The following is a 25,864-nucleotide window of genomic DNA, read 5'->3' as shown; positions in this document are numbered from 1 at the left end:
CTCTCGATAGGCTTCGATTAGAGACCAAGAACCGCTTTTGCGATGATGTTGCGCTGGATCTCGTTCGACCCGCCGTAGATGCTCAGCTTGCGCGAATTCAGGTACTTTTCCGCTGCTGTGTGCCCATACTCGGGGCCGGGCATGAAGTGATTGGCGCTGACCGGTTGCTCTCGAAGGGCGAGCCCGGAATTGCCGATCGCGCGATGGGTCAATTCGGTGATTTTCTGAAATATCTCGGTGCCGCGGATCTTGAATAGTGATGCCGCCGGTCCCGGATCGATTCCGCGCGCCATCTGCGCCACAACACGCAGCTCGGTCGCCTCAAGCGCCAGGACATCGAGCTCCACGTGGGCGATTTCGCGCACGAAGTCGAGATGGGCCGGATCGTCGGAAGGAATCTCGGCCTTTACGATTTGCTTCAGCTTGTTGATGTAGCGCGTCGACCGGCCGATGCCGGCCATGCTCGTGCGCTCATTGCCGAGCAGGAACTTGGCGTAGGTCCATCCCTTGTTCTCCTCTCCGATCAGATTTTCGACGGGAACACGAACGTTCTCCAGAAAGACGTCGTTGACTTCGTGGCTTCCGTCGATCGTGATGATCGGTCGCACGGTTACGCCGGGGGACTTCATATCGATCAGCAAGAAGGAGATGCCCGACTGAGGTTTCGCATTCGGATCAGTCCGCACCAGGCAGAAAATCCAATCCGCATGCTGAGCGAGCGTCGTCCACGTCTTGTGGCCGTTGACGATATAGTGATCTCCCTCACGCACGGCCTTGGTACGAACGGTTGCAAGATCCGAACCGGAGCCCGGTTCGGAGTAGCCTTGGCACCACCAGTCCTCGCCGGACAGAATGCGCGGAAGAAACTTCTTCTTCTGCGCCTCGTTGCCGAAGGTATAGATGACTGGACCCACCATGGTGACGCTGAATGCCAATGGCGGCAGGGTGCCGGCGCGGCTGGTCTCCTGTTCGAAGATGAAGCGGCGGGTAATCGACCAACCGGGCCCACCATACTCCTTGGGCCAGAGAGGCGCGATCCAACCCTTCTTGTGCAGAATGCGATGCCAGAGCAGTGATTGCTCCTTCGTCAGGTCGGTCTCCGGGTTCGGGACGCGCATTTCCGCCGGATAGTTTTCCGCGATGAAAGCGCGCACTTCGTCACGAAATGCAGCATCCTCTGGAGAAAGCGCCAGCTCCATCCTACTTGCTCCTCACCACTTCTCGCCGAAGGGACGAATCTCAAGCTCGAACGTCCATGCGCTTTTCGGCTGCTGGTAGAGCTGCCAGTAGGACGCTGCGACGGAAGACGGAGGCATCAAGGCGTCCGGATCATCCAGCGCATTCGGCCCCAGAGCCTCCAGCCGCCGCTGCCGCACCCATTCGGTATCCACCCCGGAATCGATGATGAGATGCGCGACGTGGATATTTTTCGGGCCGAGCTCGCGCGCCATCGCCTGCGCAACCGCGCGAAGGCCGAACTTGGCACTTGCGAAGGCGGCATAGCCGCTGCCGCCGCGGAGCGAAGCGGTCGCCCCGGTAAAGAAGATATTGCCGCCCCCGCGCGGCAGCATCAACCTGGCGGCCTCGCGGCCTGCCAAAAAGCCGGAATAGCAGGCCATTTCCCAGACCTTCCGGAAAACACGCTCGGTGGTTTCCAGAATAGGGAAGTTGACGTTCGCGCCGATGTTGAAGATGCAGACTTCCAGCGGCGCGTGCTTGTCGGCATCGTTGAGGAAGGAGATGATCTCATCTTCCTTGCGGGCGTCGAGCGAACGGGCATGAACCTCTCCCCCGGCGGCCTCGATGTCCTTGACGAGCGGTGCCAACTTTTCGCCGTTGCGACGGCCCGCGAAGACCGTGAATCCTTCCGAGGCGAACTTTTTGGCGATCTCGCCGCCGATGTAATCGCCGGCGCCGATGACAGCCACGGTTGCGTTTCTTTTCTGCACGGGCTTGCTCCCTGTGAGGTTATTACGTCGCTTGCGAACTATTCTGCCGCGCACCGATGGACGATCGGCGACGCGGCCTCAGCACCACGGAAAACACATAACGTTCTTTTTTAGAACTCGTCAATTGATATTTGAAGTAGCCTCGACGGCCCGAGGCAAGAGACGGTCCGATGCGTTGAATTTCGATGCGAGCCGGACAGCCTAGCAAAGTAGAATTCGCAGCCTGGATGCCACGACCGGCCGCTGCCACGCGCGAATTCAAAGGACATCAACGCTGTCCCTCTGTCCTGTATTGAAGGCGAGCTTCGACGAATTCGGCCTGGCCAGCGCAAGCGTCGCCGGCTGACTTGGGCAATTTTTGCTGTCGGACGCAATCGGCGATCGCCGTCGGGATCAACCTACACGACCCCAACGACCTCGCTGCCGAGCCTCGCCGAGCGGCGGGGGGCGACATTGGTGTCGCCGCCCTTCGACGCAGTTATCATTTGGTCTTCGAAGTGACCCCGCCGGATTGTTCGACGATGGATTCCTCCACGTCACGCAGTTGGTCCTTACCGAAGAACATTTCCTTACCGACGAAGAAGGTGGGCGATCCGAACGCGCCGCGGCTTACGGCGTCGTTCGTCAGGTCGATGAGTCGCTTCTTTACGTCGTCTTCCTGGGCACGCTTCGCGATGCGATCGATATCGATGCCCGAGGAAGCGAATGCACTCCGGAAAACCTCCGGATCATCCATCTTCTTCGGTTCTTCCCACATATGATGATAGGCGGCCCTGAAATAGGGCTCGAACACCCCCTCGGACTGGGCCGCGACTGCGCAGCGCATCAGCATGAGAGTGTTCACAGGGAAGAAGGGATTGAGGCGGAATTTCGTCACGCCATGCCGGCGGATGAATCGCTGCGTCTCGAGCGCCTGGTACTCGGGCTTATTCTTGATCCCTCGGAGAGAATCGAAGGGCGACATGTTGCCGGTAGCCTTGTAGATGCCGCCGAGAAGGATCGGAACATACTCGAACTTGGCTCCGGTGCGCTGTTCGATGCCTGGGATCGCGACCTCGGCCAAGTAGGCGTTCGGGCTGCCGAAATCGAACAGGAATTCTACTTTCGGTGTCATATCGGCGATCTCCGGAAACAACTCGATGATGGGTGACGTTCGGTAAGCGTAGCCGTTTCTTATAGTTCTATTTTTGAACTGTCAAACTTAAGCGCCTCGTTTTGGCAGATTTTCCGGAGGGTGGTATTGTTTGGGGCTCAGTACCTATCTAGAATGGTAAGACTTATCGTCCCCCGGCGGATTCGTGGGAGAATGGTTGGGCCAGTTGGAGACCGCGGATGAAGTGGAAAGAACTTGAAGAAGAGCCATGTTCGATGGCCCGGACCATCGGGGTAATCGGCGACCGATGGACATTGCTTATCCTGCGCGAATGTTTCCTGCGTACTCGTCGCTTCGAGGGATTCCAGTCTGCTCTCGGCATCACTCGCCATCTACTTGCCGAGCGACTGAAGAAGCTTGTCCGGCAAGGCATCCTCCGTCGCGTGCCCTATCAGGAATCGCCGAAGCGGCACGAGTACATCCTGACCCAGAAAGGCCTCGACCTCTATCCGATCATGATGGCGATCGTCCATTGGGGCGATACCCACATGGTGGACGAGCGCGGACGACCGCTTCTGCATCAGCATCGCAACTGCGGCAAGGACTTCGACCCCGTCATGGTCTGCTCCGAGTGCGGCGAGCCGGTTCTGGCCAAAGAGGTTCATACGCATCCCGGACCGGGCGCCAGGCGCACACTGACGAAGAAAGAGACGCCGGAGCCAGCACCGAAAGCTAAGCCACGGCGTAAAGCGGCCTGATCGCCTGGGCTGCGACACGCCCACGTTGCCTGCACGGGGACATGGAGCAGCCGGCTGTCCCGCCGCGATTAGCTACCGCATCGATGAGCGCTTGAGCAGAGGTTCTCAAACCCGGATCACGCTCGACGCCGGTGCGGAGCTGTAGAGAGATTCGACCTGGTCCGATCGACACCTCAAGACAGCACGCTGGTTGACATATGCCTTGTCGGTGATTTCCCCGGCGGCGATCGATGGCGGCTCCTTGAGCAGCACGAACGAATGCACACTCTCGCTGCTTCCGACGGTCCGATTGTATTCTTGGAAGCGATCCTTAAGGAACTGCACGACAACGGGATCGCTGTTCGAGTCGGAGGGCGGCTGCGACGAAAGCCGAGCCGCTTCCGTCGGGTTCAGCCAGCAAAGGAGACCGCACCATTCTCGGTTCTCACCTGCGATGACGACGTCCGACAACACGCCCCGAGCGGCTGCCAAGACCGCGGCCCGCATGTTCCCGATCGATACCCAGGTCCCGTTGGCGAGCTTGAAGTTTTCGGAAATTCGGCCCGTAAAGCGGAGTCCAGCTTCTGGCTTCTCGGGATCCATGAACGAGACCGTATCCCCGATGCGATAGAAGCCTTCTTCATCGAAGGCGTTTTCTGTCAAATCCGGTCTTCCGAGATAACCCGGGGTGACGTTGGGACCTTTGACTCTCACCTCGTACGTATCCGAAACGGGAAGCAGCTTGAGCTGCAAGCCCGGCGCTGGAAGGCCAATTTCCCCCGGGCGGTCGGTGGCCCAATGGGTCGTACTGATCGTTGGGGCGGTTTCCGTAGTACCGTAGCCCGACATGACGGGAATTCGCCGGCCGGTGATAGATGACGTCAAACGATACAGACGCTCGAGCGTGTTCTGAGAGATGGCAGCGCCGGCATAGCTCATCCTATCCACCCGCTTCAGTATGCCCGCGCCCAGCTCGGCATCCTTCTCGATCGCGTCGCAAAGGAAAGTATAGCCGGCAGGAACGTTGAACATGGCGGTCGGCGAGACCTCCTTGAGATTGCGGAGCGTTTTGTGGAAGAGCTGCGGTAACGGCCGACCATCGTCTATGTAGAGCGTTCCTCCGTTCTTGAGGATGCCATGCAAAATGACGTTGCTTCCCATGGTGTGGTGCCATGGCATCCACTCGACCTGGACAGGCGCCTCGGACGGGGCCACCAGCAAGCTGCCCATTTGTAGAGAGCTCGCCATCATTCGGTGAGTATTCAGAACGCCCTTGGGAAGGCCCGTCGAGCCGGACGTGAAGAGGACTTTCGCAACGGCATCGCACGACACACAACGGGACGCTTGTTCGAAGCCTTCATAACCGCTCCGCTTCCTCGTGAGGTCAGCATAGCGGACCGTTTCGGGGGCACCGTCCACGCTGATCCAGGTTGCCGCCTTCAGTTCCGGGATGGACCGGCCTGCGGAGAATTCGCGTCCGCTTTGCACGAACACGAACTTAGGACGCAGCACCTCCGCGATATCCTTCAGCCGCGCCAGGCCGCCGGGCATCAAAGTGTAGTTCGGCGAGATTGGCGCAAAAGTTACGCCAATGGACATTGCGGCAAATGAAATCACCGCATTCTCTATGGAATTCCCTGAAAGGATGGCGAGGCTGTCCGAAGGCTTCGCATTCATTTCGATCAGACTTTGACCAACCGCCTGCACCAAAGCCCAGGCTTGGCTGTACGTGATTTGGTCCCAGCCTCCGTCTGAATTGCGTTGTGCCAAGAAGACGCGATCTGGAGCTGCGTTCGCCCACGTCGGCAGAAAGTCAGTGATGCGCCAATCGCACTTTCCGAGCTCGAGCGGCGAACTCAAGATAAGCGAACCGTCGCTCCGCCGCTGCAGAGAGACCTCCTTGGGCGCGAAGACCGGAGCGTTCGTTGACATCGACCGTGATCCCATGACTTGCCGCGGAGCGATCTCAGAGGCTCGCGCGTGAACTAGCTTCTAATTGCCGGCCTCGCGATCCGCGCGGCCACTGAACTGAGGTTTCGGCGGCGCCTTCGATCATGCGCTGCCCTGCCTTTTCCAGCGAGACGGCTATTCGGACTTCGCGTCGAGCACGTCTCCGAATAACTGCCAATTGGTACCTGTCCAGCGCTGGAGCCGCATTTGAGACCACATCATGTTCACGCTTTCGCTGGTATTGACCTCGACTCCCGGCAGCGCAATGGGGACCATTACGTGTTGGAGATTCCTTGCTTGCGCCAGGATATTCTTGCGGGAAAGATCATTGCCGCATTGCTTCAAGATTCGCTCGAGCAGAATTCCCTGCTGATATCCTACTGCGTAGCTCCCGTTCGTGATGTCGGCGCCGGACAAATACTTCTCGAAAAACTTCCTATAGTCCTGCAGACCAGGATCGTCCTTCCACGTCTCGTCTGCGATGTCTTTGGTGATCGTGCCGGCGATCACGCCAACGGATTTGTCTAGCCCGGCCGGCGTCAGCGTTCCGCCGACCGAATTCGATGGGAAGTTGATGATCACGGTCGCCTTCCAACCGATGACAGACGCCTGGCGGATCGCCTGCGCCGCAAACTTTGGCGTCCCAGCCACGACCAGCGCTTCGGCCCCCGAACTCTTCAGGTTTGTGATTTGCGAGTCTATGGTTGGCTCGGTGACTTCGTAGGCCGCAGTCACCACCTTCCGATCGAAATCGCTCCCAAGATACGACCTGAAGGCATTGACGTAGTCTTTGCCGAGGTCGTCGTTCTGATAGAGGATTGCGTATTTCGCGTTGGGAAGCGTCTTCATCAGATACTTGGCATAGATCTTCCCTTCGGTATCGTAGCTGACGAGACCGGTCGTGATCAGCGGGTAATTTGCGATATCCGTGAACTTTGACGCGCCGCTGATGATTGCGACGCTGGGCACCCCCTTCGCCCTGAGATATTTTGCCGTAGCCGAGATGCCGGGCGTACCGAGCTGGCCGTACATGAAGGCTACTTCGTCGCTCTCGACCAGCTTGCGCACGTGCTCCACGGCCTTGGGCGGACTGTACGAGTCGTCGTAGGCGATGTAGTTGATCTTGCGGCCGTTGACGCCTCCCCGATCGTTCAGCGATTGGATGTAGGCAATGAGGCCCTTGCCCACGAGTCCGATCGAAGATGCCGGTCCACTGAAGGGGAAAACACCGCCGATCTTGATTTCGGTATCGGAAACGCCGGGCTCTTCCGCCGCGTACGCGGGACCGCCCAGAAGGACAGCTAGGGCTATCGCGATTTTCCATTTCGCTAACATCGATATCCTCCCCGCGCGCCTTCCCTGGCGCGCAACTAAGTTTAGTTGACCTTCGCTTCGCTTTGCGCGCTCGCTTGTCAGTCCTCGGCAGAACTCCGACGACTGCAGGTCTAACCATGACAATCTATTCCCACCCTAACGTTCTTTTTTGGAACTAGTCAAGCGCTTCGCTCGCACGATCGTCTGCGACATCATTGCTGACAACTACGGAAGCCTACGACAGACGCCCAACGGACAGCACATATCCATCCGCGCCTCTTCATTTCATTTTAGTACTTATATCGACACATCATGGCGCGTTATCCTGGCGAACCGAAGGCGCTCCGCGCATGGAGTCCGAGGCGAGGACGCGTCATTTAGTACTGCTAATGAATAGCTCGATAAGCGCGATCACTGTGTCGGGTGCATCTTCTTGGCTGAAGTGTCCTGCATGCGGGAGCTTGATGATCGGCCTACCCGGCCACACCGCGCTGAAATCCGCGATCTGTGTGTCGGGCAAGATGGCGCGATCCTTCATGCCAACCGCAAGCATCGCCGGCTTGGACTTGAGATTCTGGATGAGCGGAAAACCCTCCGCGAGATAGGGCTGGATCCTTCCGAGCAGCGCATCGAGCGGAAATTCGATCGCCCCGATACACTCCTCCTTCGTCGTAAATGGAGAGCCGTAAGCCGCAAGCCAATCCGAATTCACAGCCGAGAGGTTTTCTAGGCCTTGGATCTTCATGACGCTCAGGATGTTAACGTTCAGATGTCCCAAGACTTCGCCGAGCGTGCCACCTTTGTGATGATTAAGGACGAATTGGAACCATGGGGTCAGACCCGGCGGCGCATTGCCGTACCCACTGACCGTATTGAGGAGAAAGAGCCGTTTGACTCGATCGGGGTGTCGCAGTGCGAACGCAGACCCGATGAGCCCTCCCCAATCCTGCACGACGAGCGTGATGTTCGTGAGATCGAGGGCTTCGACCAGCTTGGTGAAGTTCTCGACGTGGCTTCTGAGCGAATATTCGCGGCCGGAAGGTGTTTCACTCTTGCCGAAGCCCATATGGTCAGGGACGATCACTCTGTGCGAAGCGGCGAGCGGCGGAATGAAGCGACGATAGAGGTAGCCCCAGGTGGGCTCACCATGCAGGCAGACGATAGGGTCACCACTGCCTTCGTCGACGTAGTGCATCCGAAAGCCATTGCCCTCGAAATAGCGAGGCTGGAAGGGCCATGAGCCGTTGAAGGTTTCGCGAGCATCGATCATTACGTGCATTCCATTCAGGGGGCGACTTCAGGCTTCTCCCGGGCGCATTGCCAGGCGGGCTACTTACCTTTGAACACGGCCGGGCGACGCTCCACGAACGATCGAATCCCCTCCATCATGTCTTCGCTGTTGAGAACCCGATCCTTGATTTTGGGTATGAAGTCGATCGCATCTCGCTCGGCCGCTTCGATATACTTTAGCGCAGCGTGCTTCGTGACCTGGATTCCGAGCGGCGCATTGTTGGCGATGGTCTGCGCCAGCTCCATGGCTCGCTCAATCTGCCTGCCGGGCTGGGTGACTTCCTGCACTAGACCGATGGCGCGAGCCCGCTCTGCATCGAACTCGTCGCAAAGGAAGAGGTGGTACATCGCATCTCCCCAACCTGCTCGCGTCAAGAATCGGAAGTGAGCGCCCCCGAGAGGTGCAATTCCCCGCTTTGCTTCCATCTGGCAGAAGCGGCTATCCCAAGCGGCTACGACGATGTCTCCGGCAAGCATCATCTCGATCCCGATCGTATAGACAATGCCCTGCACGGCTGTCACGATCGGTTTGCGGCAACGTCCTTTGAGCGCGAACGCATCGATGTTGCTCGGAGAAATCTCGGTTTTTTCGGCGTTCGGGCCGAAGAACCTTGGCATGTCGAGACCCGACGTGAAATCAGCGCCTTCGGCACAAAGGACGCCGACCCAATATTCGTCGTTGTTGTCCAAGAGCGTGATGGCGTTCGACATCTCCACCATCATTGAGGGCGTGAACGAATTCTTCTTCGCGGGATTGTCGATAATGATCTTGAATACTCGGCCATGAACCTCTGTGCGGATCCGGCCGGGTGAGGCCTTGCGGTCGCTCATTTGCATCCTCCAGTCGCAGAAACGGCGGCGGCCTCGTCGCCGAAGAGCGTTCTCTTTTCGACGAGTTGACAATGGGCGTCGGGAACCGGCTACAACAATCTTGTGCCGAGCCTATTCAGCAGTGAATGCCGCCGTTCCAGAATTGCACCTGCCCGCCATGCATTGGGGGGTAATTTGAGCCGCTGCAGAGGCGGTCTGAGTTATTGCATTCGGCGTCGGTCCGCCCGAACTCCAGGCGGACCGACCGATGGATGCTACTATTGAACTTCCTCGGGAATGGGATTGTGCGCCCGATCGATCACGTAGGCTCTAATCGCTTCGGTTTGACTATCGGAAAGCACAGCTGCGAAAGGCGCCATGCCCCTGGATTTCAGTGCGCCTTCTCTGACGACTGAATTGAACGCGTCCCGGCTTCCAACCAGTTCGGAATGACGCAGATCAGGGAGTACGCCGCCGCTGATCGCACCGATACCATGACAGGCTCCGCAGTAGAGGTGGTATAGCTCGTTGCCATTTGCGACCGTTTGCACGTCGCCGATCTTCGGCGGCACGGAGGTGGTGGTAACCGCCGTCCTTTCGGCCCCGACTGCCAGCACGTCTTTACCGCCAATCTTGAAGGCCAGCAGACGGGGTTTGTTGGGTTGTGGGAAAGTACCGAGCGCAGCTTCGCCTCCAGTAAGGGCGATTGACCCACCGAATCCGACAAGAACCGCGACGTACTGTTCCCCATTCACCGCATACGAGATCGGCGGCGCGATCACTCCGGACAGTGTCTTGCGCGACCAAAGCTTGGTGCCGTCGGCCGCGCTGTAGGCCACGAGCTCGCCCTGCTGCGTTCCTTGGAAGACGAGGTCCGCGGCCGTCGAAAGAACGCCACCGTTCCAAACTCCAGGATGACGGACAGCCCAAGCTGCCTTTTGACGGATCGGATCCCAGGCCAGTAGTTGGCCAAAAACATTGGCCTTCATTTCGTCTCGGGTCCTTTTATCGGTCGGCAGGAGCCCTACTCCCATCCGCACTCCAGCGTTCCATCCCTGTTCGCGGTCGGCCGTCATGCTGGTATCGGCCAAGAACGGAAATCCGAGCGTAAGCGCGGGGATGTAGACCAAACCAGTGCGCGGACTGAAGGACATCGGATGCCAGTTGTGGGCTCCGCTTGGCCCAGGTAGAGCGATGAAGAGGCCGTTTGGATTGTTCGCGTACCGAGCTTCGGGGTTCTCTATCGGTCTGCCTGTCTCTTTGTCGACGCCGGTTGCCCAGTTCATCGCCGCGTACTTCTCCGCCGAAATCAATTTCCCATTGGTTCGATCCAAGACGTAGAAGAAACCGTTCTTCGGTGCCTGCATCAGCACCTTGCGCTCTTGTCCCTCAATCTGCATGTCCGCAAGAATCATGTGCTGAGTAGCGGTGTAATCCCAGGAATCGCCGGGGGTCGTTTGGTAGTGCCAGACGTACTCCCCGGTATCCGGACGAAGTGCAACGATCGAGGATAGAAAGAGGTTGTCGCCCTTTCCTTCCGAGCGGATCTTGTGATTCCAAGGGCTGCCGTTGCCCACGCCGATGTAGAGCAAGTCGAGCTCGGGATCGTAGGACATCGAATCCCAGACGGTCCCTCCCCCGCCGAACTTCCACCATTCACCCGACCAAGTCTTTGCGGCGGATGCGAGGATCGGACTCTCGAACGGTTTCGAAGGATCGCCCGGGACCGTGTAGAAGCGCCACACTTGCTTGCCGGTCTCGGAGTCGTAGGCGGTAACGTAGCCGCGGACGCCCATCTCGGCGCCGCCGTTTCCGATGATGACCTTCCCTTTGACGACACGCGGCGCACCTGTAATCGTGTAGGGATATTTCCGATCGATCGTCAGCGTCTCCCAGACCGGCATCCCGGTCCTGGAATCGAGGGCGACCAGCCGGCCATCGAGCGTCCCGACGAAGACCTTCCCTTCCCAAACCGCCACTCCGCGATTGACGACGTCGCAGCATGCGTGCACGGCCCATTCACCGGGAACCTTAGGATCATATGACCACAGTTGCTTGCCGCTGGCCGCATCCAACGCGAACACTTTGCTCCACGCCGTACTGACGTACATGATGCCGTCGACGACGATCGGCGTGGCCTCTTGACCACGCTCCGAATCCAGATCGGCGTGCCAAGCGAGGTTCAGCTGCTCGAGATTTTCCCGCTTGATTTGATCGAGAGGGCTGAACCTTTCCTCCTTGTATGTTCGCCCGTGTAGCATCCAATTGCCGTTCTCGGCGGTTGCCTTGGAAAGCCGTTCGGCGGAGACGTTGGCGGCCAACGGCTCGGCGCCGACACCCGGCCGCGCCGCTAGGACTGCCAGGCACGAGACGGCCAAGATCGCTCCAATTTTCTTCATCGAATTCTCCGGAGTAGCTGATCGACTATGATTGTGGGTGCTCCCACGCGGCAACTTGCGCGAAAAAGCGGTGGCAACTCGGCGCTTCGCGCCAGGCGGCAAGTCCCTTGCTGCTGTAGATCACGACGGGCTGTCGCCGACCGTCACTTGTGGAATTTGGGTAGGGTCGGTGAGGGAGTCTCGGGCGCGTATGCGTTCGCGCTGGAGATTGCGGACATAGTTGCGATGAGCGCGGCGATGCCCGCCGTTGCTGACCTTGCAATCATCTTTCCCCCTAGGATGTCCGCCAACGATTGTCTGTTGTTGCTGGCTTGTGCGCCGAAATCGGCTCACCTGATCAAAATGGAGAAATATCCTGCTGACAATGTACCAGCGATAATAAACGCAAGTATTTCATCGATCGTGATGAAACGGGTACATGGATATTACCGCTGATCTCTCAGATATTAAATGCGATATACCTTGACTCATTACTGATTGCCTCGCTCGCCATCCGTTGTACTTCGGACGCAATCTAATCGCACACAGACGCCAGGCTTCGGTTCGCCGATGAATTCGACACCCGCACTCTCGAGCGCGCGCCTGATCTTCGCGATTGTCTCAAAATGCGCATTGATGGGTCCGCTCATCCGCTCGAGTCGGCGGATCGTTGCAATGCCCACACCAGCTTTCAACGCGAGTTGAAATTGCTCCCAGCCGATAAGAGAGCGTCCGGCCTTGATTTGACGCGCCCACACTAGCATTCGGCAAGCTCCGTCAGTTGCGAGCTGTATTTTGCGCCCAGACCATCGGCCCGCGGATGCATCCAGCATCTCACCGATGAGATTTGCGAGCGACGCACCGTGGGAAATCGCGAGTTTTGTTTCTCGTCAGCGAGATGGATGATTGCGAAAACCCATCCGACGTTCTGACATTCCATCCGACCGTCGCGGGAATTGTCTCTCCTCCTTTCTTTGGCCTTCGCGCCCCCCCGTCCCGCCGAAGCATATGGACGGCGAAACGCTGTCCCTCGATCGTGTCCTTGCTCCCTTGAGTAGACCGACAAATGTCGCGGCACGTATGGCCCCATTTCACGCATCCGAGCTCCGATTACCCGCAAAAGCGCGCCATCAGGATGCGTGGCGCACCTCAACCGGCGGAGGGCACCAAAGGTCGGCGCATTGCAATTCGAGCAACAAATAATATGATGACCATCAGCCAACATCGAATAGCGAGGAGCTTCTCCATGGCCGAAGTTACTGATCCAATCGTCATCGTCTCCGCCGCCCGTACCCCGCTCGGCCGCTTCATGGGCGAATTGTCGCCGCTGGCCGCACACAAGCTCGGATCGCATGTGATCGGGGCGGCGCTCGAGCGCGCCAAGCTTGCGCCCGAGAAGGTCGACGAGGTCTTCATGGGCTGCGTGCTGCCGGCTGCCCAGGGGCAGGCACCGGCACGCCAGGCCGCGCGCGCGGCGGGGCTGCCTGATGCGACCGGCGCGACCACGGTGAACAAGGTCTGCGGCTCCGGCATGAAGGCGACCATGCTGGCGCACGACATCATTCGCGCCGGGTCGGCCGAGATCGTGGTCTCCGGCGGCATGGAGAGCATGAGCAATGCGCCCTATCTTCTCGCCAAGGCGCGCGGCGGCTATCGCGCCGGCCACGATCGCATCATCGACCACATGATGATGGACGGACTCGAGGACGCCTACGAGACCGGCCGCTCGATGGGCGATTTCGGTGAGGCCACTGCGGAAGCCTATCAATTCGCGCGCAAGGACCAGGACGCCTATGCCATGGAAACGCTCAGCCGCGCCCGCAAGGCGGTCGAGAACGGCGCGTTCAAGGCCGAGATCGCGCCGATCACGCTGACCGAGAAGGCCGGTCCGCGCATCATTGCGAATGACGAGCATCCGTTGAAGGTAGATCCCGCAAAGATCCCAGGACTGAAGCCGGCATTTCGTGCCAACGGCACTATCACGCCGGCGGCCTCCTCTGCCAATGCCGACGGCGCTGCGGCGCTGGTGCTGACGAAGCGTTCGCTCGCGGATCGCAATGGCCTGCCTGCCATCGCGGAGATCAGGGGGCACGCCACCCACAGCCAGGAGCCGCAGTGGTTCACGACGGCGCCGATCCCGGCGATCCGCAAGCTGCTCGACAAGGTCGGCTGGAGCGCCGGCGACGTCGACCTGTTCGAGATCAACGAGGCTTTTGCTGTGGTGGCGATGGCGGCGCAGCGCGACCTCGGCATTCCCCGCGACAAGCTCAACATCAATGGTGGAGCCTGCGCGCTGGGCCATCCTATTGGCGCCACCGGCGCGCGGCTGATCGTGACGCTGCTGCACGCGCTCGAGGCGAACAATCTGAAGCGTGGGGTGGCGGCGCTCTGCATCGGAGGCGGCGAAGCTACCGCCATTGCCGTCGAGCGCCGTTCCAATTGAAGGTCTAAGTACCGGCCGCGGCCCGGGAGCGTCGCGGAATAGGATGCACAGCCGAAATCTGGACGGACGCCGCCCTGGGAGACCAGGGCGGCAAGAGGCGCTTTTGGGTCCCTGTCGCTGCTTCGCTCGCCGAGCGCGGTTCCATTCCATTTGCCTGTTCGCTAAGGCATTCGTCCCCACCATTGAAAAACTCCACGTAACTTCTAAATTACAAGTCACTAGCTGCTGCGCCGATCAGAGGCTGCGAGCACGCGCGTCCGGCACCGTTTCGCTTCGCGATCTGAACGTTCTGCTTCTGAAAGGCGGCGTGATGAGGAATGCTCTCAATGCGGCTATCGGCACCTTCGCGACGGCGGGTCTTCTCGCGGCACTTGTGTTCAGCATGAGTTTCGCGCACGCCCGCGACCCGGACGGGCGCTACGCCAACTCTCCTCTCCATGACTGGTTCGAGAGCCTGCATTCAGAGAAGGGCCCTTGTTGTTCAGATGCGGATGGACGCGTACTGAAGGACGTGGAATGGAAGACGAGCTCGGACGGCAAGCACTACAGGGTCTACATCGACGGGGAGTGGGTCGACGTCCCGGACGGTGCAGTGCTCACGCAGCCGAATCTTTTCGGAAAGACCATGGTATGGCCCTACTATCTCGACGGGCATCCAATCATTCGCTGCTTCATTCCGGGCACGATGACGTAAGCTATCGTAGGACATGCCGGAGAAGCGCGCCCGAAATCCGCTGCTCGGCCCTTCATACGGCCGCAAGTTCGGCGAAGCGACGGCCGACGCGCGGCCGTCGTGGCAACTTATTCTTGTCAATCGCGCAATCAAGCGAACTTGACGCTTTTGTTCAGAGGCAATTCGCGCACTCGCTTTCCGGTGAGAGCAAAGATCGCATTGGCCAGGGCGGGTGCCGCCGGCGGGACGGGAGGCTCACCGAGCCCTCGCACTTCTTTCCCGAGTTCCAAGCCTTTGATGATGATTTCCGGCACCTGACGGAATCTCATGGCCTCGAAAACGTGGAAGTTCGTCTGGTTGGGCGCAAAGTTCTCATATGTCAGCTCGCAGTTCATGGCATGTCCTAGGGCCCATATGATGCCGCCCTGAACCTGCGCTTCGAAATTGATAGGATCGAGAATGCGCCCCACGTCGCAAACCGCGAAGACTTTCTCGATCTTTATTCCTTGAGCGGTGTCGCTGATCTCTACGACCTGCGCCATCGGCACACCGAACGACAACGTAAGCGCAACGCCGCGAGCTCGCCGATCGTCTAAGCGGACACCTTTCCAATCGGAAATATCTCGCAATGTATGCAAAACGGCCTTCGACGGCTCGTGATTGCACAGACGAATTAATTCGGACATCGGGTCCGCGCCGGCGGCATATATCAGTTCGTCCAGGAAGGACGCGTGATGGAAGCCATTGCCGGAGGCTCCGACCGACCGCCAGGGGCTGACCGGCACCATTTCTTTCGTCCGGTAACCTGTCACGCGATAGTTCGGAATTGAGAAGGGTTGGTCCCAAATACCGTTGACACTTGTGGTGTCGGGACCGGGAGGAACGGGCGCCTGCAGACGATTGAACCAGGATGCTCCCATCGATTGGCCGGCGATATCGATGCTCATGCTCTCCACTTTGCCGTCGCGAACGCTTCCCTTGGCGCGGGAGAGCTGGATCGGGCGGGGGTAGTCGTGCGCCATGTTTTCTTCACGGCTCCACGTCATCTTGACTGGAACGCCCTCCATGGCCATCGCAAGCTCGATGGCTTGCAGCGCATACGTATCGTCGAGGCGTGCTCCGAAGCTGCCGCCGATCGGCTGAGCATGCACATAAACCTTTTCTTCGGGCAGTTGCGTCAACTTCGCAGCATGGGCTCGTAAGAAAACCGGGATCTGCGTCCCCGTCCAGATGTCGATCCTTTGCTTCGTGTAGAGGACCACCGCATTCATCGGCTCAAGCGGCGCGTGTGCCAGATACGGTGTCCGATATTCCGCTTCAATCGACTTGGAAGCGCCGGCGAACGCCTTTTCGACATCCCCGTCGTTGCGAAGCCGACTGTCCTGCTGGTCTTTCGAGAACGAACCCTCGAGCACCTTCCACATGCCCGCCGAGTCGGCTGGATAGGGCGGATCGTTCCATTCGATTTTGATAGCTTCTGCAGCGTGGAAGGCTCTCCAGGTGTTGTCGGCGATTACGCCAACACCGTCCTTGATCGGAACGATCTTTTTGACGCCTCTCATTTTTTCCGCATTTGAGGCGTCATATCGTTTGATTGTCCCGCCCATGCCCGGGTTTGTCCGCACGGTCGCGTAAACCATGCCGTCCAGACGAACATCGATTCCATAACGCTGAGTACCGGTAGATTTCGCGACGATATCGATCCGCCGCATGTTCTTGCCGATGTAGCGCCATTCTTTCTCCGGTCGGAGCGCGACATCCGTGATCGGAGCAATCTGAGCCGCTTCGGCGGCCAGTTCTGCGTATGAGACCGACTTCCCGTCGGGCAGGATGACCCTGCCGTCGCTGGTCTTGAGTTGCGACCGGGGAACGCCCGACCTTCTGGCTGCCGCCTCCTTCAAGGTCTCGCGCGCAACGGCACCCGCCACGCGCAGCTTATGATAGCCGTCGGGGACGGTAGACGAGCCGCCAGTGATCTGCATGCCGAGTAGGCGACTCAGCACTTCGCCGCCGCCCCGCGCCCCCCGAGCCATGACGCCTTCGTCGATGGTCGCGAATGGCAGGCTATCATCCATGATCCGGCTGTTGAAGTAGGCTGTATCTGGCGGACCGGGATCGATGCGGACCTTGTGCGGATCCACATCGAGTTCTTCCGCGATCAGATGAGCCTGAATCGAGTATGCGCCTTGCCCTTTGTCGGCGCGGGGAGTGATCAGCGTGACGCCCTCAGAGTCTACTCGTACGTAGGGCGTGATCGCCGCTTGGCCCGACTTCAGACCTTTCAGAAGCGGGTTCGGAGGCTCCTTGCGCAAGCTGTAATAGCCGAAGGCGACCCCGCCGACGACCGCAGCAGAGCCGACCAAAAATGTGCGCCTTGCAATTGTCTTGAGACGAGCCACGCTACTTCCCCTTCGTCATCTGAGCTGCAGTTTTTACGGCGCTATGGATGCGGGTATAGGTTCCGCATCGGCAGAGATTCCCACTCATCGCATCGGAGATCTGAGACTCGGAGGGCTCCGGCGTCTTCGACAGAAAGGCGGCTGCTGTCATCATCTGTCCTGATTGACAGTAGCCGCATTGCGCTACTTGATGGTCGATCCAGGCCTGCTGAACAATGTGCGGGTTCGACGGCGTTCCGAGGCCTTCGATCGTGGTGACGTTGCCGCGAACTTCTCCCGCGGTGATCGAGCAAGAGCGCACCGCAGAACCGTCGACATGAACGGTGCATGCGCCACAAAGGCCCGCGCCGCAGCCGTACTTCGGCCCCAAGATGCCAAGCTCGTCCCGGAGCACCCAAAGGAGCGGCATTTCAGGTTCGACGTCCAGATCATGATTCTTGCCGTTGACGGTCAACTGCATTGCGAGTGCTCCTGTGATAAAGAAAGACGCCGAGACCTATCTGCTCCTCCCGGCATCGCAACCGACCAAATGAGATGCCCGAACTTGGCAGGCAGCCGACGTTCGTCGCGTGGAAATGGAAGGCGGTCCCCTCGATCGACGGCTGGATTGCTGAGGTTGCTGTCTAGAGATGCGCGGAGATTCAAGAATCCTCCCGTACGTCTCTCAACGAGAGACCACCAGTCGATGTCGCGGCGCCCTTCTCGGATAGGCTTTGCTTGAATTCGGCGAAATCGCGTTCAAGCCGGGAGACACGCTCGAGAATGTAGTCCGCCTCCGAGTAGTCGGGCTCGAGGTTTCGCAGGAAGTCGATGAGAGCCGTCCAACTTCGTCGGATGAAGCTGGGCGGCGGCACTTCGTTTCGGCTATCGATATTCATTGCGACCATCCGCCCTCTTGTCCGGTTCTGTCGAAATCGAGTCGCCGCCGGCGCGACGGCGAATTTCGACAAGGTGAGTTCCACAAGCCCGACCTAATCATTTTTTGTGCAATGATTAGAGCCTTGCGAAGGCTACCGCCAATTCAGATTCGAATGACCTCACCGCATTCGTGAATAACAGCGAGCAATCGGACTCTGCCGAAGGCGACCTCTTACGAGTTCAATCTTCGATGAGGTGGTAGTCGCCTTTGGCCGCCCCGCATTCGGGACATTGCCAATCGTCGGGAATATCCTCGAAGCGGGTACCGGGGGCGATCCCGGAGTCCGGATCGCCCTGGGCTTCGTCGTAGACGTGGGCACAGTAGGCGCAGCGATACTTTCTCATGGCATATCTTCCGCCAATGCGGGGCCTACTGCGCGCCTACGGCAGTAGTGCCGCCGATGTGCAGGGTGGGAACCAGCTCGAAGTCCTTCTGGATCCGCAGGTCTCGCTCGCGCAGCTCCGGCTCCATGAGCTTCCAGACCTTGGCGTGATTGTACGACGGCGTGGTCGGCCACAGATGGTGGATCAGATGATAGTTGTGCCATTGCATTAGCGGAGCAAGGATCCTTTCGAAGCCGAGCCGCATGGTGGTGCCCGCCGTCAGATTGTCACCGCTAGACGCGGAAGGGGTGCCAACCCTGATGTGCGCAAGCTCGCCGTTCTCGTCGCCGTCCAGATGCGGCAGCCACAGGAATACACAGCAGATCAGTCCCCAAGTGAGGCGGTTGGGCAGATACCAAAGCATCAGGAGCTCCCATCCGTAACCCATAGAGAACAATGCCACTACGGCCGCAGTGGTGCCGATCGTATACGGAAGCGTTCCCTTCATGACCTTCCACGCACGAGGGTCTTTGCTTTGGAGGTTGTACCAAACGTAGTAGTAGTCGATGGTCATCCATCGGAACGGCAGCGTCCACCAGCTGCCATGGAAGTAGTGGTCGGGATCCTGAGGACCGTTGGTGAAACGATGGTGCATCATATGCCCGTAGCGCGAGGCCTCCAGGGTGGCGTGGGAGCCGATTGCGAACAGGACAATCCTGCCGATCCAGTCGTTGAGCTTGACGTTCGATGATGCAGCGCGATGAAACGCGTCGTGCATCACATGGAAGAACGGGTACATGGCCACGATGTTCAGGATCGTTCCGCCCCAGAGAGGAATAATCCCCCATATCGCGGCGACATCGACCGCGACGACTCCTCCGACGACGTAGATCAAAAGCATCACGGTCGGCCAGGCGACTTTCGGCGGGTTGGTGAGACGATAGAGTTCGGCCTGTTTCTCCGGCGGCACTCTGACCGGGTATCGGGCGGAAGCGTTAGAGGACATTGCTGATTACCTCCAAGCGCGTACGTTCTCCCTGAAGCATCATGCTGCCGTCTCCTCTTGTCATTTATGGTCGCGGATTCATCGAGCGATCCGGTACGATCTGCTTAGAGAAGCGGTCAACAGTGGGCCATTGTTGAAGTTGCCAATTATTTGTCTTAGGATGCCATCTCCAAGCGGGGCATGACCGTCCATGGCCGGAATCAGTAGGGCAATACGCAGCACCTGCCGCGAGCTATCTCCGTCTTGGTTTGAGCCGTGCCTCCACTCCGCGTACTTCCACGTCTCTGCCAGTTTCTTATCCGCGAGCGCGGCTGCCGCACCGGTAACACCCCGCCTGCTGCCTATCTCTGATTTTCTATCCATGCTCGAGGAGTGTCATGCCGCCGACGAGCCGGAGATCGGTATCGATATGGGCTTGGCGATTCCGGCGGCCGCACACGGATCGATGGGGCTTTCCGCCATGTCGAGCGAAACCTTATGGGACGCTATGGTCGCGATGGTGCGCTATGCACCCGTCCGAAACGCGATGTTCACTCACCGATGTTTACAGCAGGGCGACCAGGCGATCATCGAAATGAAGCCGCGCCTGCAATTGGGCGAATTTGACCAGTTCATGGGGTACGCCACTGTCCTCGCCGTCTACAACGTCCTAAAGGCAATCTCGGGAAACGCGTTGGAAGATCGGATCCGGCTCACCTTTCCATGGACAGCGCCTACTCGGTCGCCGGTTTCGGACGTAGCGGCGATGTTCGACTTCGATAGTCGTTGCCTGGGCGTTCGGGTGCCGTTGGACCTCGCGATGAGGCCATCCCATAGCGCAGATTCCGACCTGTGCGACCGGCTCAAGATGGCGGGAGAGGACGAACTGTCCAAACATATGGGCAGCACAGCAGCCAAGGTTCGCCACTTGCTGCGGCAGAAGACGGCGACGTGGCCTTCTCTCCAGGACGTGGCCGACAAGCTCGCGATGTCGAAGCGAAGCGTGATCAGACGCCTCGAATCCGAGCAACTAAGCTATCAGTTCCTGCTCGACGAGGTACGCACAGAGTTGGCCTGCTGGTTCCTACGCCGATCGGATATGCAGCTTTCGGAGATAGCTGAGCAGATCGGCTTCAGCGATCAGGCCGGATTCACCCGAAGCTTCCGGCGAGTTCGAGGCTGTACTCCGTCTCAATACCGGTTCGATTTCCGGCACGCGGCGGATTCGACTTGAAGCGGAAACTTCGACGGATCTACGCCGGCCGAAATCCGCACTGATGAGGATGAGCAAGCGTTTGGCGTCTTACGAAGCGATGTCCTTCATCGGGATCGTTGGGTCTCCAAGCTTGGTCTTGTTTATCGGCTGACGGGAGAGAATGAGCCGCTTTCCCACCATGAATTCCTGTGGCGCGTTGATCGCCTCCACCGATTGCAGACGTTCGCCATTCAGGTGAAATATTGCGAACTTCGCTGCCGCAGGATCGCCGCGGACTAGGATCTCCGTCGCATCGAAGGCGTAGCCCGCGATTTGTAGCTTCAGATCATACTGGTCCGACCATTGCCAAGGGCATTCTTCCGGCGGTCGTGCGCGGCCGGTGATCGCGCTGGCAGCCTGCTTGGCCTGTTCGAGCGCATTGGGCACGCTCTCCATTCGGAACATGCGATCGTAGATCGGCATCGGTCGGTGAGTAACGTCGCCGATGGCGAAGATGTCCTGATCGCTCACGGAGCGTGCGTCGAGGTCGACAACTACGCCCCGAGCGCATTCCAGGCCAGCTTGCTTTGCGAGTTCGTCGTTCGGTTGGGCACCCACACCCACGACCACAACATCGGCTTCGACGGTTCGACCATCCCCGAGCTTCACGCCAGTGACGCGGCCGTCATGGCCCTCGAAGCTCGTCACGGAGCACCCCAGTTCGAAGCTGACACCCTGCTTCTGATGGTAGCTGGTGAAAAAGTCGGAGAGCTCCTGACAAGCGACGCGCGCGAGTATCCGCGTCTCGCGTTCGAGCACGACAACCTCTGCACCGAGAGCGCGGCCTGAGGCCGCGACTTCCAATCCAATGTACCCACCGCCGACGACGGCGAGCTTCTTTCCGCGGCCGAGATGGGCCTTCAGTTTCTCGGCATCCTCGGCACTGCGCAGAGAAACGATACCTGATAGGTCATTGCCTTCGATTGGAAGCTCGATGGCGCGGGCACCCGTAGCAAGAATCAATATATCGTAGTTGAGGTGCGTACCGTCCGAGAGTGTTACTGCCCTGTCGTTGCGGTTCAGGCTCGTTGCTGTCGCGCTTGACCGAAAGTCGATTCCGCTCTCGGCGTAGAATTCTAGCGGCCTGAGCGCCAGAGAAGCTGCATCGGCCTCGCCCTTTAGCCAGGCTTTCGACAAAGGCGGCCTATGGTATGGCGGGATTGGCTCTTCGCCGACGAGCGTGATTGGACCTTTCCAACCATACTGGCGCAGGAGCGCAGCCACTGTACCGCCGCCGTGACCTGCCCCCACGATCACTACGCGAGGAGAAGCCGCGTGCATGAGCTCATCATGGTCTCTCATCGACCGCCTCGTATGCCGCGATAGCCAGCCTGAAAATGACAAGGAGCCACTTAGTGCGTTCTTTTTTGGAATTCGTCAAGGTTGGTTGGCGATCGCGGCGCAGCGACGATCGAGCGTCACACGGCGTTCACCGCCGCCCCCCGTCTAAGAGAAAGCGCTCCGGAAGGAAGGAGGGCTTTCGCGCTGGGAGCGCCCGGATGGACCCTACTTCTGTTTTCGGCGGCCTTGGCCCGAAGAAGATTGAGTCGGTTCGAAATCCACTCTCGGCAGCGGCGCCTCAATAACGCGGGTCATGAGATCTCTCAGGTGCCTCGCCTCGCGTGCGCCGAATGCCGACTCGAACCCCGACCGTGCACGCTGCCAGGCCGGGTAGGCAGCCAGCAGAGCCGACTCGCCGCGATCGGTGATCGTAACCTGGCGTACCCGGCGATCTTCCTCGCTGATCCTGATCCTGACCAGCCCGTCGCGTTCCAAGGGCCGTAGATTGTGCCCAATGGTCGCTCGGTCCATCGTCATAGCGTTCGCTAGACTTGCCATCGTCATCGGGCCTTCCGAACCGAGGAATCCAAGCAGCGTATATTGAGTGGATTTTAGCCCCGTAGCAGCAAGGCAAAGGTCGTAATAGCGAGACACGCGTCGCGCAGCCCTCCTCAACTGACTGCAGGTGCAGTTTTCGGGGAAATCCCTGATATCGATGGTTCGACGTACCACGAATATATCCCTTGAATTGTCCAGGCTTCCTTACGAGCTTTAGCACCAAATCGTGCAAAGTGAACCGTCGCTAAAACAGCGTTGCTCGGCAGCATGTCGGATGATAGTCTCATATGCCCCTATTTCGAAGGGCGACGCCGGCGCGATCGAGGTTCGGCGTCAGGTGTCGTCGCACACAGAGGGCCAGGTCTGGATAAAATGGCGTCTGAAAAGGCTGAGAATGCGAGTTCGTTTAAGCGGCACGCCGCTGCGCGGGCGATGAACTACGCCGGCAATACCGGAGTGGATCTCGTCGGCGACCTGTTCCGCGATCGCTCACTTTTCACCTCGATCCGGCCTGCGCGCCCTCGCTCTCGGCTTTCGAGCCCGCCGCGCGAACGTGGCGATAGCCCCACGGCCGACAACCCTATCCGACGACCCATCGAACGCAATGCATGGGCACCGAAGGGCACCCAGCCACCGCAAGAATTTTCACCGTCAAAGGGGAAAGACTGAACCTATGAGCGACGAACCGATCCTCGTAACGAGCGCCGCCGGTCACACCGGCTCTATCGGGCGAAGCATCGTGCGCGGCCTTCGTGAGCGAAATTTGCCGGTCCGCGCGTTCGTTCGTACTGACGACCAACGCGCCCAGGACCTGCGGGAAATGGGCGCTGACGTATTCGTCGGCGATCTTTTGAATCCACGCGACGTGACCCGAGCTGTCCAAGGGGCAAGGCGCATCTACTTCAGCATGAGCCTAAATCCCTACTACGCAGACGCGACTATTCTCGTAGCGGCCGCGGCGAAGCGCGAAGGACGCTGTGAGATCTTCGTGAATATGTCGGACGTCGAGCAAAGCTACATGACGCTGGACAACATGTCCTTACCCGATGCCAAACGGATCAATATCCTAGGAGCTGACGTCCAATGGTCGCCGCAGCAGTTCGTGCACTGGGCGGCGGAGCGTGCCCTTGATTGGTCCGGCCTTCCCGTCTGCCACATTCAGGCTGCGATGTTCGTCGAGAACCCGATCACGCTATGGATGCCGGCGGTGACCATCAAGGAAGATGGTACGATCCGGTTGCCGTTCGGCGACGCCAAGACTGCTCCGGTCGCGACCGTCGACGTCGCCGAGGTCTGTGTCGCCGTCCTAGCCGACCCCAAGGACCACAAGAACAAGTCCTACAGGCTCACCGGTCCCACCCGGAGGAACTGGTACGAGTTCGCCGAGGATTTCTCGGCAGCTCTCGGCCGCAAGATTACGTATGTGCCCTCAACGATCGAAGATTTTCGCAGCCGACTGCGGACGCTGGCGCCCGGTCTTCCCGAGCATATCGCACTACACCTTGAGAACCTCGCCCTTCAGAATGGCGGAGACAAGTACATCACCGAGGTCACCGAAGACGTAGAGCGTTTGCTCAAGCGGCCCGCGACTTCATTGCGGGCCGTCATCGAGACAGAGGCCTGGCGCTTCGAGCAGGATGCGCCGAACCAACTTCAGCATCGCGACCTGAAGGACTTCAAGCGACGGCGTGCCTGAGGCCCGACCACCGCAGGAGCGGAGGCGAGGCTCGAAGACGCGCGGCCCTCCGCGTTCCCATGCTTTTTTCTGAGAGGAACGGTTTAATGCCACAAATCACCTACGTCGAACATGACGGAAAGCAGCACACGCTCGATATTTCGTCCGGCCTCAGCGTCATGGAAGGAGCCGTGAAAAACGGAGTTCCGGGCATTGATGCCGATTGCGGCGGAGCCTGCGCTTGCGCCACCTGCCACGTCTACGTGGACGCCGGTTGGCTCGGCGTATTGCCTCCCAAGTCGCCTATCGAAAAGCAGATGTTGGAGTGCGCGAGCAATACGGCCTCCAACAGCCGTCTATCCTGCCAGATCAAGGTCACGGTCGCACTCGACGGCCTTCGCGTCAGTCTACCGGAAAGCCAGTAATGCCGGCGCGCGGGCCGGCGGTACGCACCCAAACAACAGGAGGCCAATATGGCGGGACTGAATGACCATCCGATTGCCGAACGCATTCGGCTCAATCCGCCGGCGCCGCCGGCCAAGTTGAGCCTCGATGCCCTCAAGGCGCTGGTGATGGAGTGCGGCGCCGACGATTGCGGCGTCGTCAGCCTTGACGATCCCCGCCTGCAGGACGAAGCGGTCCATGCTCGCCGCGCTTTTGCGGGAGCTAAGCTGGCGGTAAGCATCGTGGGCCGAACACATCGAGCCCCGATTCGCTCGCCTACACGTTCGGCGGCCAACAACGAATTCCACCAAGTCAGCCACGACGTGGACGACATCGCCCGTGAATTGGTTCGTCGGCTGGAGGATATGGGCATCTCGGCGTTGAACCCGCCGATGGCCTTTCCGATGGAGTTCGATCGCTATCCTGAACGGGCCTGGGTCGTCTCGCACAAGCTGGTCGCCGAGGCGGCCGGAATGGGCAAGCGTGGGATCCATCGTAGCGTCATTCATCCAAAGTTCGGTAGCTTCATCCTGTTGGGCACGGTCCTAGTCGACCTAGAGATCGAAGCTCCTGCGGTGACGCTCGACTACAATCCGTGCTTCGAGTGCAAGCTATGCGTCGTGGCCTGTCCGGTCGGCGCGATCAAACCGGATGGATACTTCGATTTCTCGTCCTGTCTAAACCACAACTATCAGCAATTCATGGGCGGATTCGCCCACTGGATCGAGGACATCGCCGACGCGAAATCGGCCAAAGACTACCAGAATCGTCAACCGCTGGCGGAGACCGTGAAGCGTTGGCAGAGTCTCTCGTACGGCCCCAACTACAACGCCGCCTATTGCGTTGCAGTCTGCCCCGCGGGCGAGCACGTCATGGCGGACTACCTGGCAGATCGGAAGGCCCACGTGGAAACCATTCTCAAACCGCTACAGGAGAAAGTCGAGCCCCTCTACGTCGTCCGTGACTCAGACGCAGCCGGCCATGCCGCGAAAATGTTCCCGCACAAGACTCTCCGGTTCGTGCGAACGAGCGCCCGAGCCACGAGTATCGGCGCGTTTCTTTTTGGGATGGGTCTCAGCTTCCAGCGGGGCAAGTCCAAAGGTTTGAACGCCACCTATCACTTCGTGTTCACGGGCGAACAGCCTGCAGAAGCCACAGTGGTCATAAAGAATCAGAAGCTCACTGTCACTAACGGCCTGATTGGGACTGCCGACCTGCGAATCCAAGCCGACTCAACGGCATGGTTACAGACGCTCACCGGGCGGCTGTCCGTCGTGTTGGCACTCGCTCAACGGAAGATACGGCTAAAGGGCCCGCTGAAACTGCTCAAGGCGTTCGGCGCCTGCTTTCCCAGTTGAGTGAATCCATCTGGCCGCCCCATTCGCTTG

22 protein-coding genes are annotated in these 25,864 nt (G+C 59.2%); 7 read left to right on the top strand and 15 right to left on the bottom strand.

All coding sequences use genetic code 11. The annotated features are described in order from the left end of the window. Window positions 1–17: 17 nt before the first annotated feature. From XH88_RS19010 to XH88_RS19000, 3 genes are all read right to left on the bottom strand, one after another. A complete protein-coding gene (locus XH88_RS19010; RefSeq protein WP_271669779.1) occupies window positions 18–1,199 on the bottom strand; it encodes an acyl-CoA dehydrogenase family protein in 1,182 nt (393 codons plus the stop codon). 12 nt (window positions 1,200–1,211) lie between these two features. Next, window positions 1,212–1,949, bottom strand: coding sequence for an SDR family oxidoreductase (locus tag XH88_RS19005; RefSeq protein WP_271669778.1), 738 nt, complete (start codon window positions 1,947–1,949; stop codon window positions 1,212–1,214). Window positions 1,950–2,430: 481 nt separating this feature from the next. Further along, on the bottom strand, window positions 2,431–3,063 hold the full coding sequence (locus XH88_RS19000; RefSeq protein ID WP_271670389.1) for a 2-hydroxychromene-2-carboxylate isomerase: 633 nt from the start codon (window positions 3,061–3,063) through the stop codon (window positions 2,431–2,433). A 218-nt stretch (window positions 3,064–3,281) separates the two neighbouring features. Here XH88_RS19000 and XH88_RS18995 point away from each other — a divergent pair, with 218 nt between their 5' ends. Next, the gene (locus XH88_RS18995; protein WP_271669777.1) at window positions 3,282–3,800 is read left to right on the top strand and encodes a winged helix-turn-helix transcriptional regulator; all 519 of its coding nucleotides are present in this window, start codon (window positions 3,282–3,284) and stop codon (window positions 3,798–3,800) included. Between the two features lie 105 nt (window positions 3,801–3,905). Here XH88_RS18995 and XH88_RS18990 read toward each other — a convergent pair whose 3' ends face one another. The 5 genes from XH88_RS18990 to XH88_RS18970 all read right to left on the bottom strand — a co-directional run bounded on the left by XH88_RS18990 (window position 3,906) and on the right by XH88_RS18970 (window position 11,542). Beyond that, window positions 3,906–5,711: an AMP-binding protein gene (locus tag XH88_RS18990; RefSeq protein WP_271669776.1), complete on the bottom strand. Its 1,806-nt coding sequence runs from the start codon at window positions 5,709–5,711 to the stop codon at window positions 3,906–3,908. Window positions 5,712–5,864: 153 nt separating this feature from the next. Beyond that, entirely contained in the window at window positions 5,865–7,064 is a 1,200-nt protein-coding gene (locus XH88_RS18985; protein WP_271669775.1) for an ABC transporter substrate-binding protein, read from the bottom strand. A 352-nt stretch (window positions 7,065–7,416) separates the two neighbouring features. Beyond that, the gene (locus tag XH88_RS18980) at window positions 7,417–8,313 is read right to left on the bottom strand and encodes an alpha/beta fold hydrolase (protein ID WP_271669774.1); all 897 of its coding nucleotides are present in this window, start codon (window positions 8,311–8,313) and stop codon (window positions 7,417–7,419) included. 59 nt (window positions 8,314–8,372) lie between these two features. Further along, window positions 8,373–9,164: a crotonase/enoyl-CoA hydratase family protein gene (locus tag XH88_RS18975; protein WP_271669773.1), complete on the bottom strand. Its 792-nt coding sequence runs from the start codon at window positions 9,162–9,164 to the stop codon at window positions 8,373–8,375. A gap of 257 nt (window positions 9,165–9,421) precedes the next feature. Continuing rightward, window positions 9,422–11,542, bottom strand: coding sequence for a PQQ-dependent dehydrogenase, methanol/ethanol family (locus XH88_RS18970; RefSeq protein WP_271669772.1), 2,121 nt, complete (start codon window positions 11,540–11,542; stop codon window positions 9,422–9,424). A gap of 1,225 nt (window positions 11,543–12,767) precedes the next feature. Here XH88_RS18970 and XH88_RS18965 point away from each other — a divergent pair. After that, window positions 12,768–13,964, top strand: coding sequence for an acetyl-CoA C-acyltransferase (locus XH88_RS18965; RefSeq protein WP_271669771.1), 1,197 nt, complete (start codon window positions 12,768–12,770; stop codon window positions 13,962–13,964). 310 nt (window positions 13,965–14,274) lie between these two features. After that, window positions 14,275–14,658, top strand: a complete 384-nt coding sequence (locus XH88_RS18960; protein ID WP_442868453.1) for a hypothetical protein — start codon at window positions 14,275–14,277, stop codon at window positions 14,656–14,658. A gap of 128 nt (window positions 14,659–14,786) precedes the next feature. Here XH88_RS18960 and XH88_RS18955 read toward each other — a convergent pair whose 3' ends face one another. From XH88_RS18955 to XH88_RS18935, 5 genes are all read right to left on the bottom strand, one after another. Next, window positions 14,787–17,036, bottom strand: a complete 2,250-nt coding sequence (locus XH88_RS18955; protein WP_271669770.1) for a xanthine dehydrogenase family protein molybdopterin-binding subunit — start codon at window positions 17,034–17,036, stop codon at window positions 14,787–14,789. A gap of 1 nt (window position 17,037) precedes the next feature. Beyond that, entirely contained in the window at window positions 17,038–17,496 is a 459-nt protein-coding gene (locus XH88_RS18950; protein WP_271669769.1) for a (2Fe-2S)-binding protein, read from the bottom strand. A 181-nt stretch (window positions 17,497–17,677) separates the two neighbouring features. Then, window positions 17,678–17,986, bottom strand: coding sequence for a hypothetical protein (locus XH88_RS18945; RefSeq protein ID WP_271669768.1), 309 nt, complete (start codon window positions 17,984–17,986; stop codon window positions 17,678–17,680). A gap of 148 nt (window positions 17,987–18,134) precedes the next feature. Further along, window positions 18,135–18,299, bottom strand: coding sequence for a rubredoxin (gene rd / locus XH88_RS18940; RefSeq protein WP_271669767.1), 165 nt, complete (start codon window positions 18,297–18,299; stop codon window positions 18,135–18,137). A 25-nt stretch (window positions 18,300–18,324) separates the two neighbouring features. Then, a complete protein-coding gene (locus XH88_RS18935) occupies window positions 18,325–19,284 on the bottom strand; it encodes a fatty acid desaturase (RefSeq protein WP_271669766.1) in 960 nt (319 codons plus the stop codon). Between the two features lie 190 nt (window positions 19,285–19,474). Here XH88_RS18935 and XH88_RS18930 point away from each other — a divergent pair, with 190 nt between their 5' ends. Then, window positions 19,475–20,497, top strand: coding sequence for a helix-turn-helix transcriptional regulator (locus tag XH88_RS18930; RefSeq protein WP_271669765.1), 1,023 nt, complete (start codon window positions 19,475–19,477; stop codon window positions 20,495–20,497). 69 nt (window positions 20,498–20,566) lie between these two features. Here the strand turns inward: XH88_RS18930 and XH88_RS18925 are convergent, their stop codons facing one another. Together XH88_RS18925 and XH88_RS18920 are read right to left on the bottom strand one after the other, a co-directional pair. Beyond that, complete coding sequence (locus tag XH88_RS18925; RefSeq protein WP_271669764.1) at window positions 20,567–21,799, bottom strand: NAD(P)/FAD-dependent oxidoreductase; 1,233 nt, start codon at window positions 21,797–21,799, stop codon at window positions 20,567–20,569. Window positions 21,800–22,024: 225 nt separating this feature from the next. Continuing rightward, a complete protein-coding gene (locus XH88_RS18920) occupies window positions 22,025–22,531 on the bottom strand; it encodes a MarR family winged helix-turn-helix transcriptional regulator (protein WP_271669763.1) in 507 nt (168 codons plus the stop codon). A gap of 499 nt (window positions 22,532–23,030) precedes the next feature. On the opposite strand from XH88_RS18920, the gene XH88_RS18915 reads away from it, so the two are divergent. From XH88_RS18915 to XH88_RS18905, 3 genes are all read left to right on the top strand, one after another. Beyond that, window positions 23,031–24,053, top strand: coding sequence for an NmrA family NAD(P)-binding protein (locus XH88_RS18915; RefSeq protein ID WP_271669762.1), 1,023 nt, complete (start codon window positions 23,031–23,033; stop codon window positions 24,051–24,053). Between the two features lie 86 nt (window positions 24,054–24,139). Then, window positions 24,140–24,457: a 2Fe-2S iron-sulfur cluster-binding protein gene (locus XH88_RS18910; RefSeq protein ID WP_271669761.1), complete on the top strand. Its 318-nt coding sequence runs from the start codon at window positions 24,140–24,142 to the stop codon at window positions 24,455–24,457. Between the two features lie 48 nt (window positions 24,458–24,505). Continuing rightward, a complete protein-coding gene (locus XH88_RS18905) occupies window positions 24,506–25,834 on the top strand; it encodes an SCP2 sterol-binding domain-containing protein (protein ID WP_271669760.1) in 1,329 nt (442 codons plus the stop codon). Window positions 25,835–25,864: the final 30 nt, after the last annotated feature.

It is taken from the genome of Bradyrhizobium sp. CCBAU 51627, from assembly GCF_028128765.1.
Classification (GTDB): Bacteria; Pseudomonadota; Alphaproteobacteria; order Rhizobiales; family Xanthobacteraceae; genus Bradyrhizobium.
The sequence above is the reverse complement of the archived record's forward strand: the minus strand, read 5'-3'. Positions and strand labels throughout refer to the sequence as shown.

Excerpts from the sequence above, each read along its gene's own strand:
- XH88_RS18970 (WP_271669772.1), bottom strand. The coding sequence starts at position 11,542 with ATGAAGAAAATTGGAGCGATCTTGGCCGTCTCGTGCCTGGCAGTCCTA.
- rd (WP_271669767.1), bottom strand. The coding sequence starts at position 18,299 with ATGAGAAAGTATCGCTGCGCCTACTGTGCCCACGTCTACGACGAAGCC.
- XH88_RS18975 (WP_271669773.1), bottom strand. The coding sequence starts at position 9,164 with ATGAGCGACCGCAAGGCCTCACCCGGCCGGATCCGCACAGAGGTTCAT.
- XH88_RS18925 (WP_271669764.1), bottom strand. The coding sequence starts at position 21,799 with ATGCACGCGGCTTCTCCTCGCGTAGTGATCGTGGGGGCAGGTCACGGC.
- XH88_RS18960 (WP_442868453.1), top strand. The coding sequence starts at position 14,275 with ATGAGGAATGCTCTCAATGCGGCTATCGGCACCTTCGCGACGGCGGGT.
- XH88_RS18910 (WP_271669761.1), top strand. The coding sequence starts at position 24,140 with ATGCCACAAATCACCTACGTCGAACATGACGGAAAGCAGCACACGCTC.
- XH88_RS18990 (WP_271669776.1), bottom strand. The coding sequence starts at position 5,711 with ATGTCAACGAACGCTCCGGTCTTCGCGCCCAAGGAGGTCTCTCTGCAG.
- XH88_RS18995 (WP_271669777.1), top strand. The coding sequence starts at position 3,282 with ATGAAGTGGAAAGAACTTGAAGAAGAGCCATGTTCGATGGCCCGGACC.
- XH88_RS18950 (WP_271669769.1), bottom strand. The coding sequence starts at position 17,496 with ATGCAGTTGACCGTCAACGGCAAGAATCATGATCTGGACGTCGAACCT.
- XH88_RS18985 (WP_271669775.1), bottom strand. The coding sequence starts at position 7,064 with ATGTTAGCGAAATGGAAAATCGCGATAGCCCTAGCTGTCCTTCTGGGC.
- XH88_RS18930 (WP_271669765.1), top strand. The coding sequence starts at position 19,475 with ATGGCCGGAATCAGTAGGGCAATACGCAGCACCTGCCGCGAGCTATCT.
- XH88_RS18935 (WP_271669766.1), bottom strand. The coding sequence starts at position 19,284 with ATGTCCTCTAACGCTTCCGCCCGATACCCGGTCAGAGTGCCGCCGGAG.
- XH88_RS19000 (WP_271670389.1), bottom strand. The coding sequence starts at position 3,063 with ATGACACCGAAAGTAGAATTCCTGTTCGATTTCGGCAGCCCGAACGCC.
- XH88_RS19010 (WP_271669779.1), bottom strand. The coding sequence starts at position 1,199 with ATGGAGCTGGCGCTTTCTCCAGAGGATGCTGCATTTCGTGACGAAGTG.
- XH88_RS18905 (WP_271669760.1), top strand. The coding sequence starts at position 24,506 with ATGGCGGGACTGAATGACCATCCGATTGCCGAACGCATTCGGCTCAAT.
- XH88_RS18980 (WP_271669774.1), bottom strand. The coding sequence starts at position 8,313 with ATGATCGATGCTCGCGAAACCTTCAACGGCTCATGGCCCTTCCAGCCT.
- XH88_RS18915 (WP_271669762.1), top strand. The coding sequence starts at position 23,031 with ATGAGCGACGAACCGATCCTCGTAACGAGCGCCGCCGGTCACACCGGC.
- XH88_RS18965 (WP_271669771.1), top strand. The coding sequence starts at position 12,768 with ATGGCCGAAGTTACTGATCCAATCGTCATCGTCTCCGCCGCCCGTACC.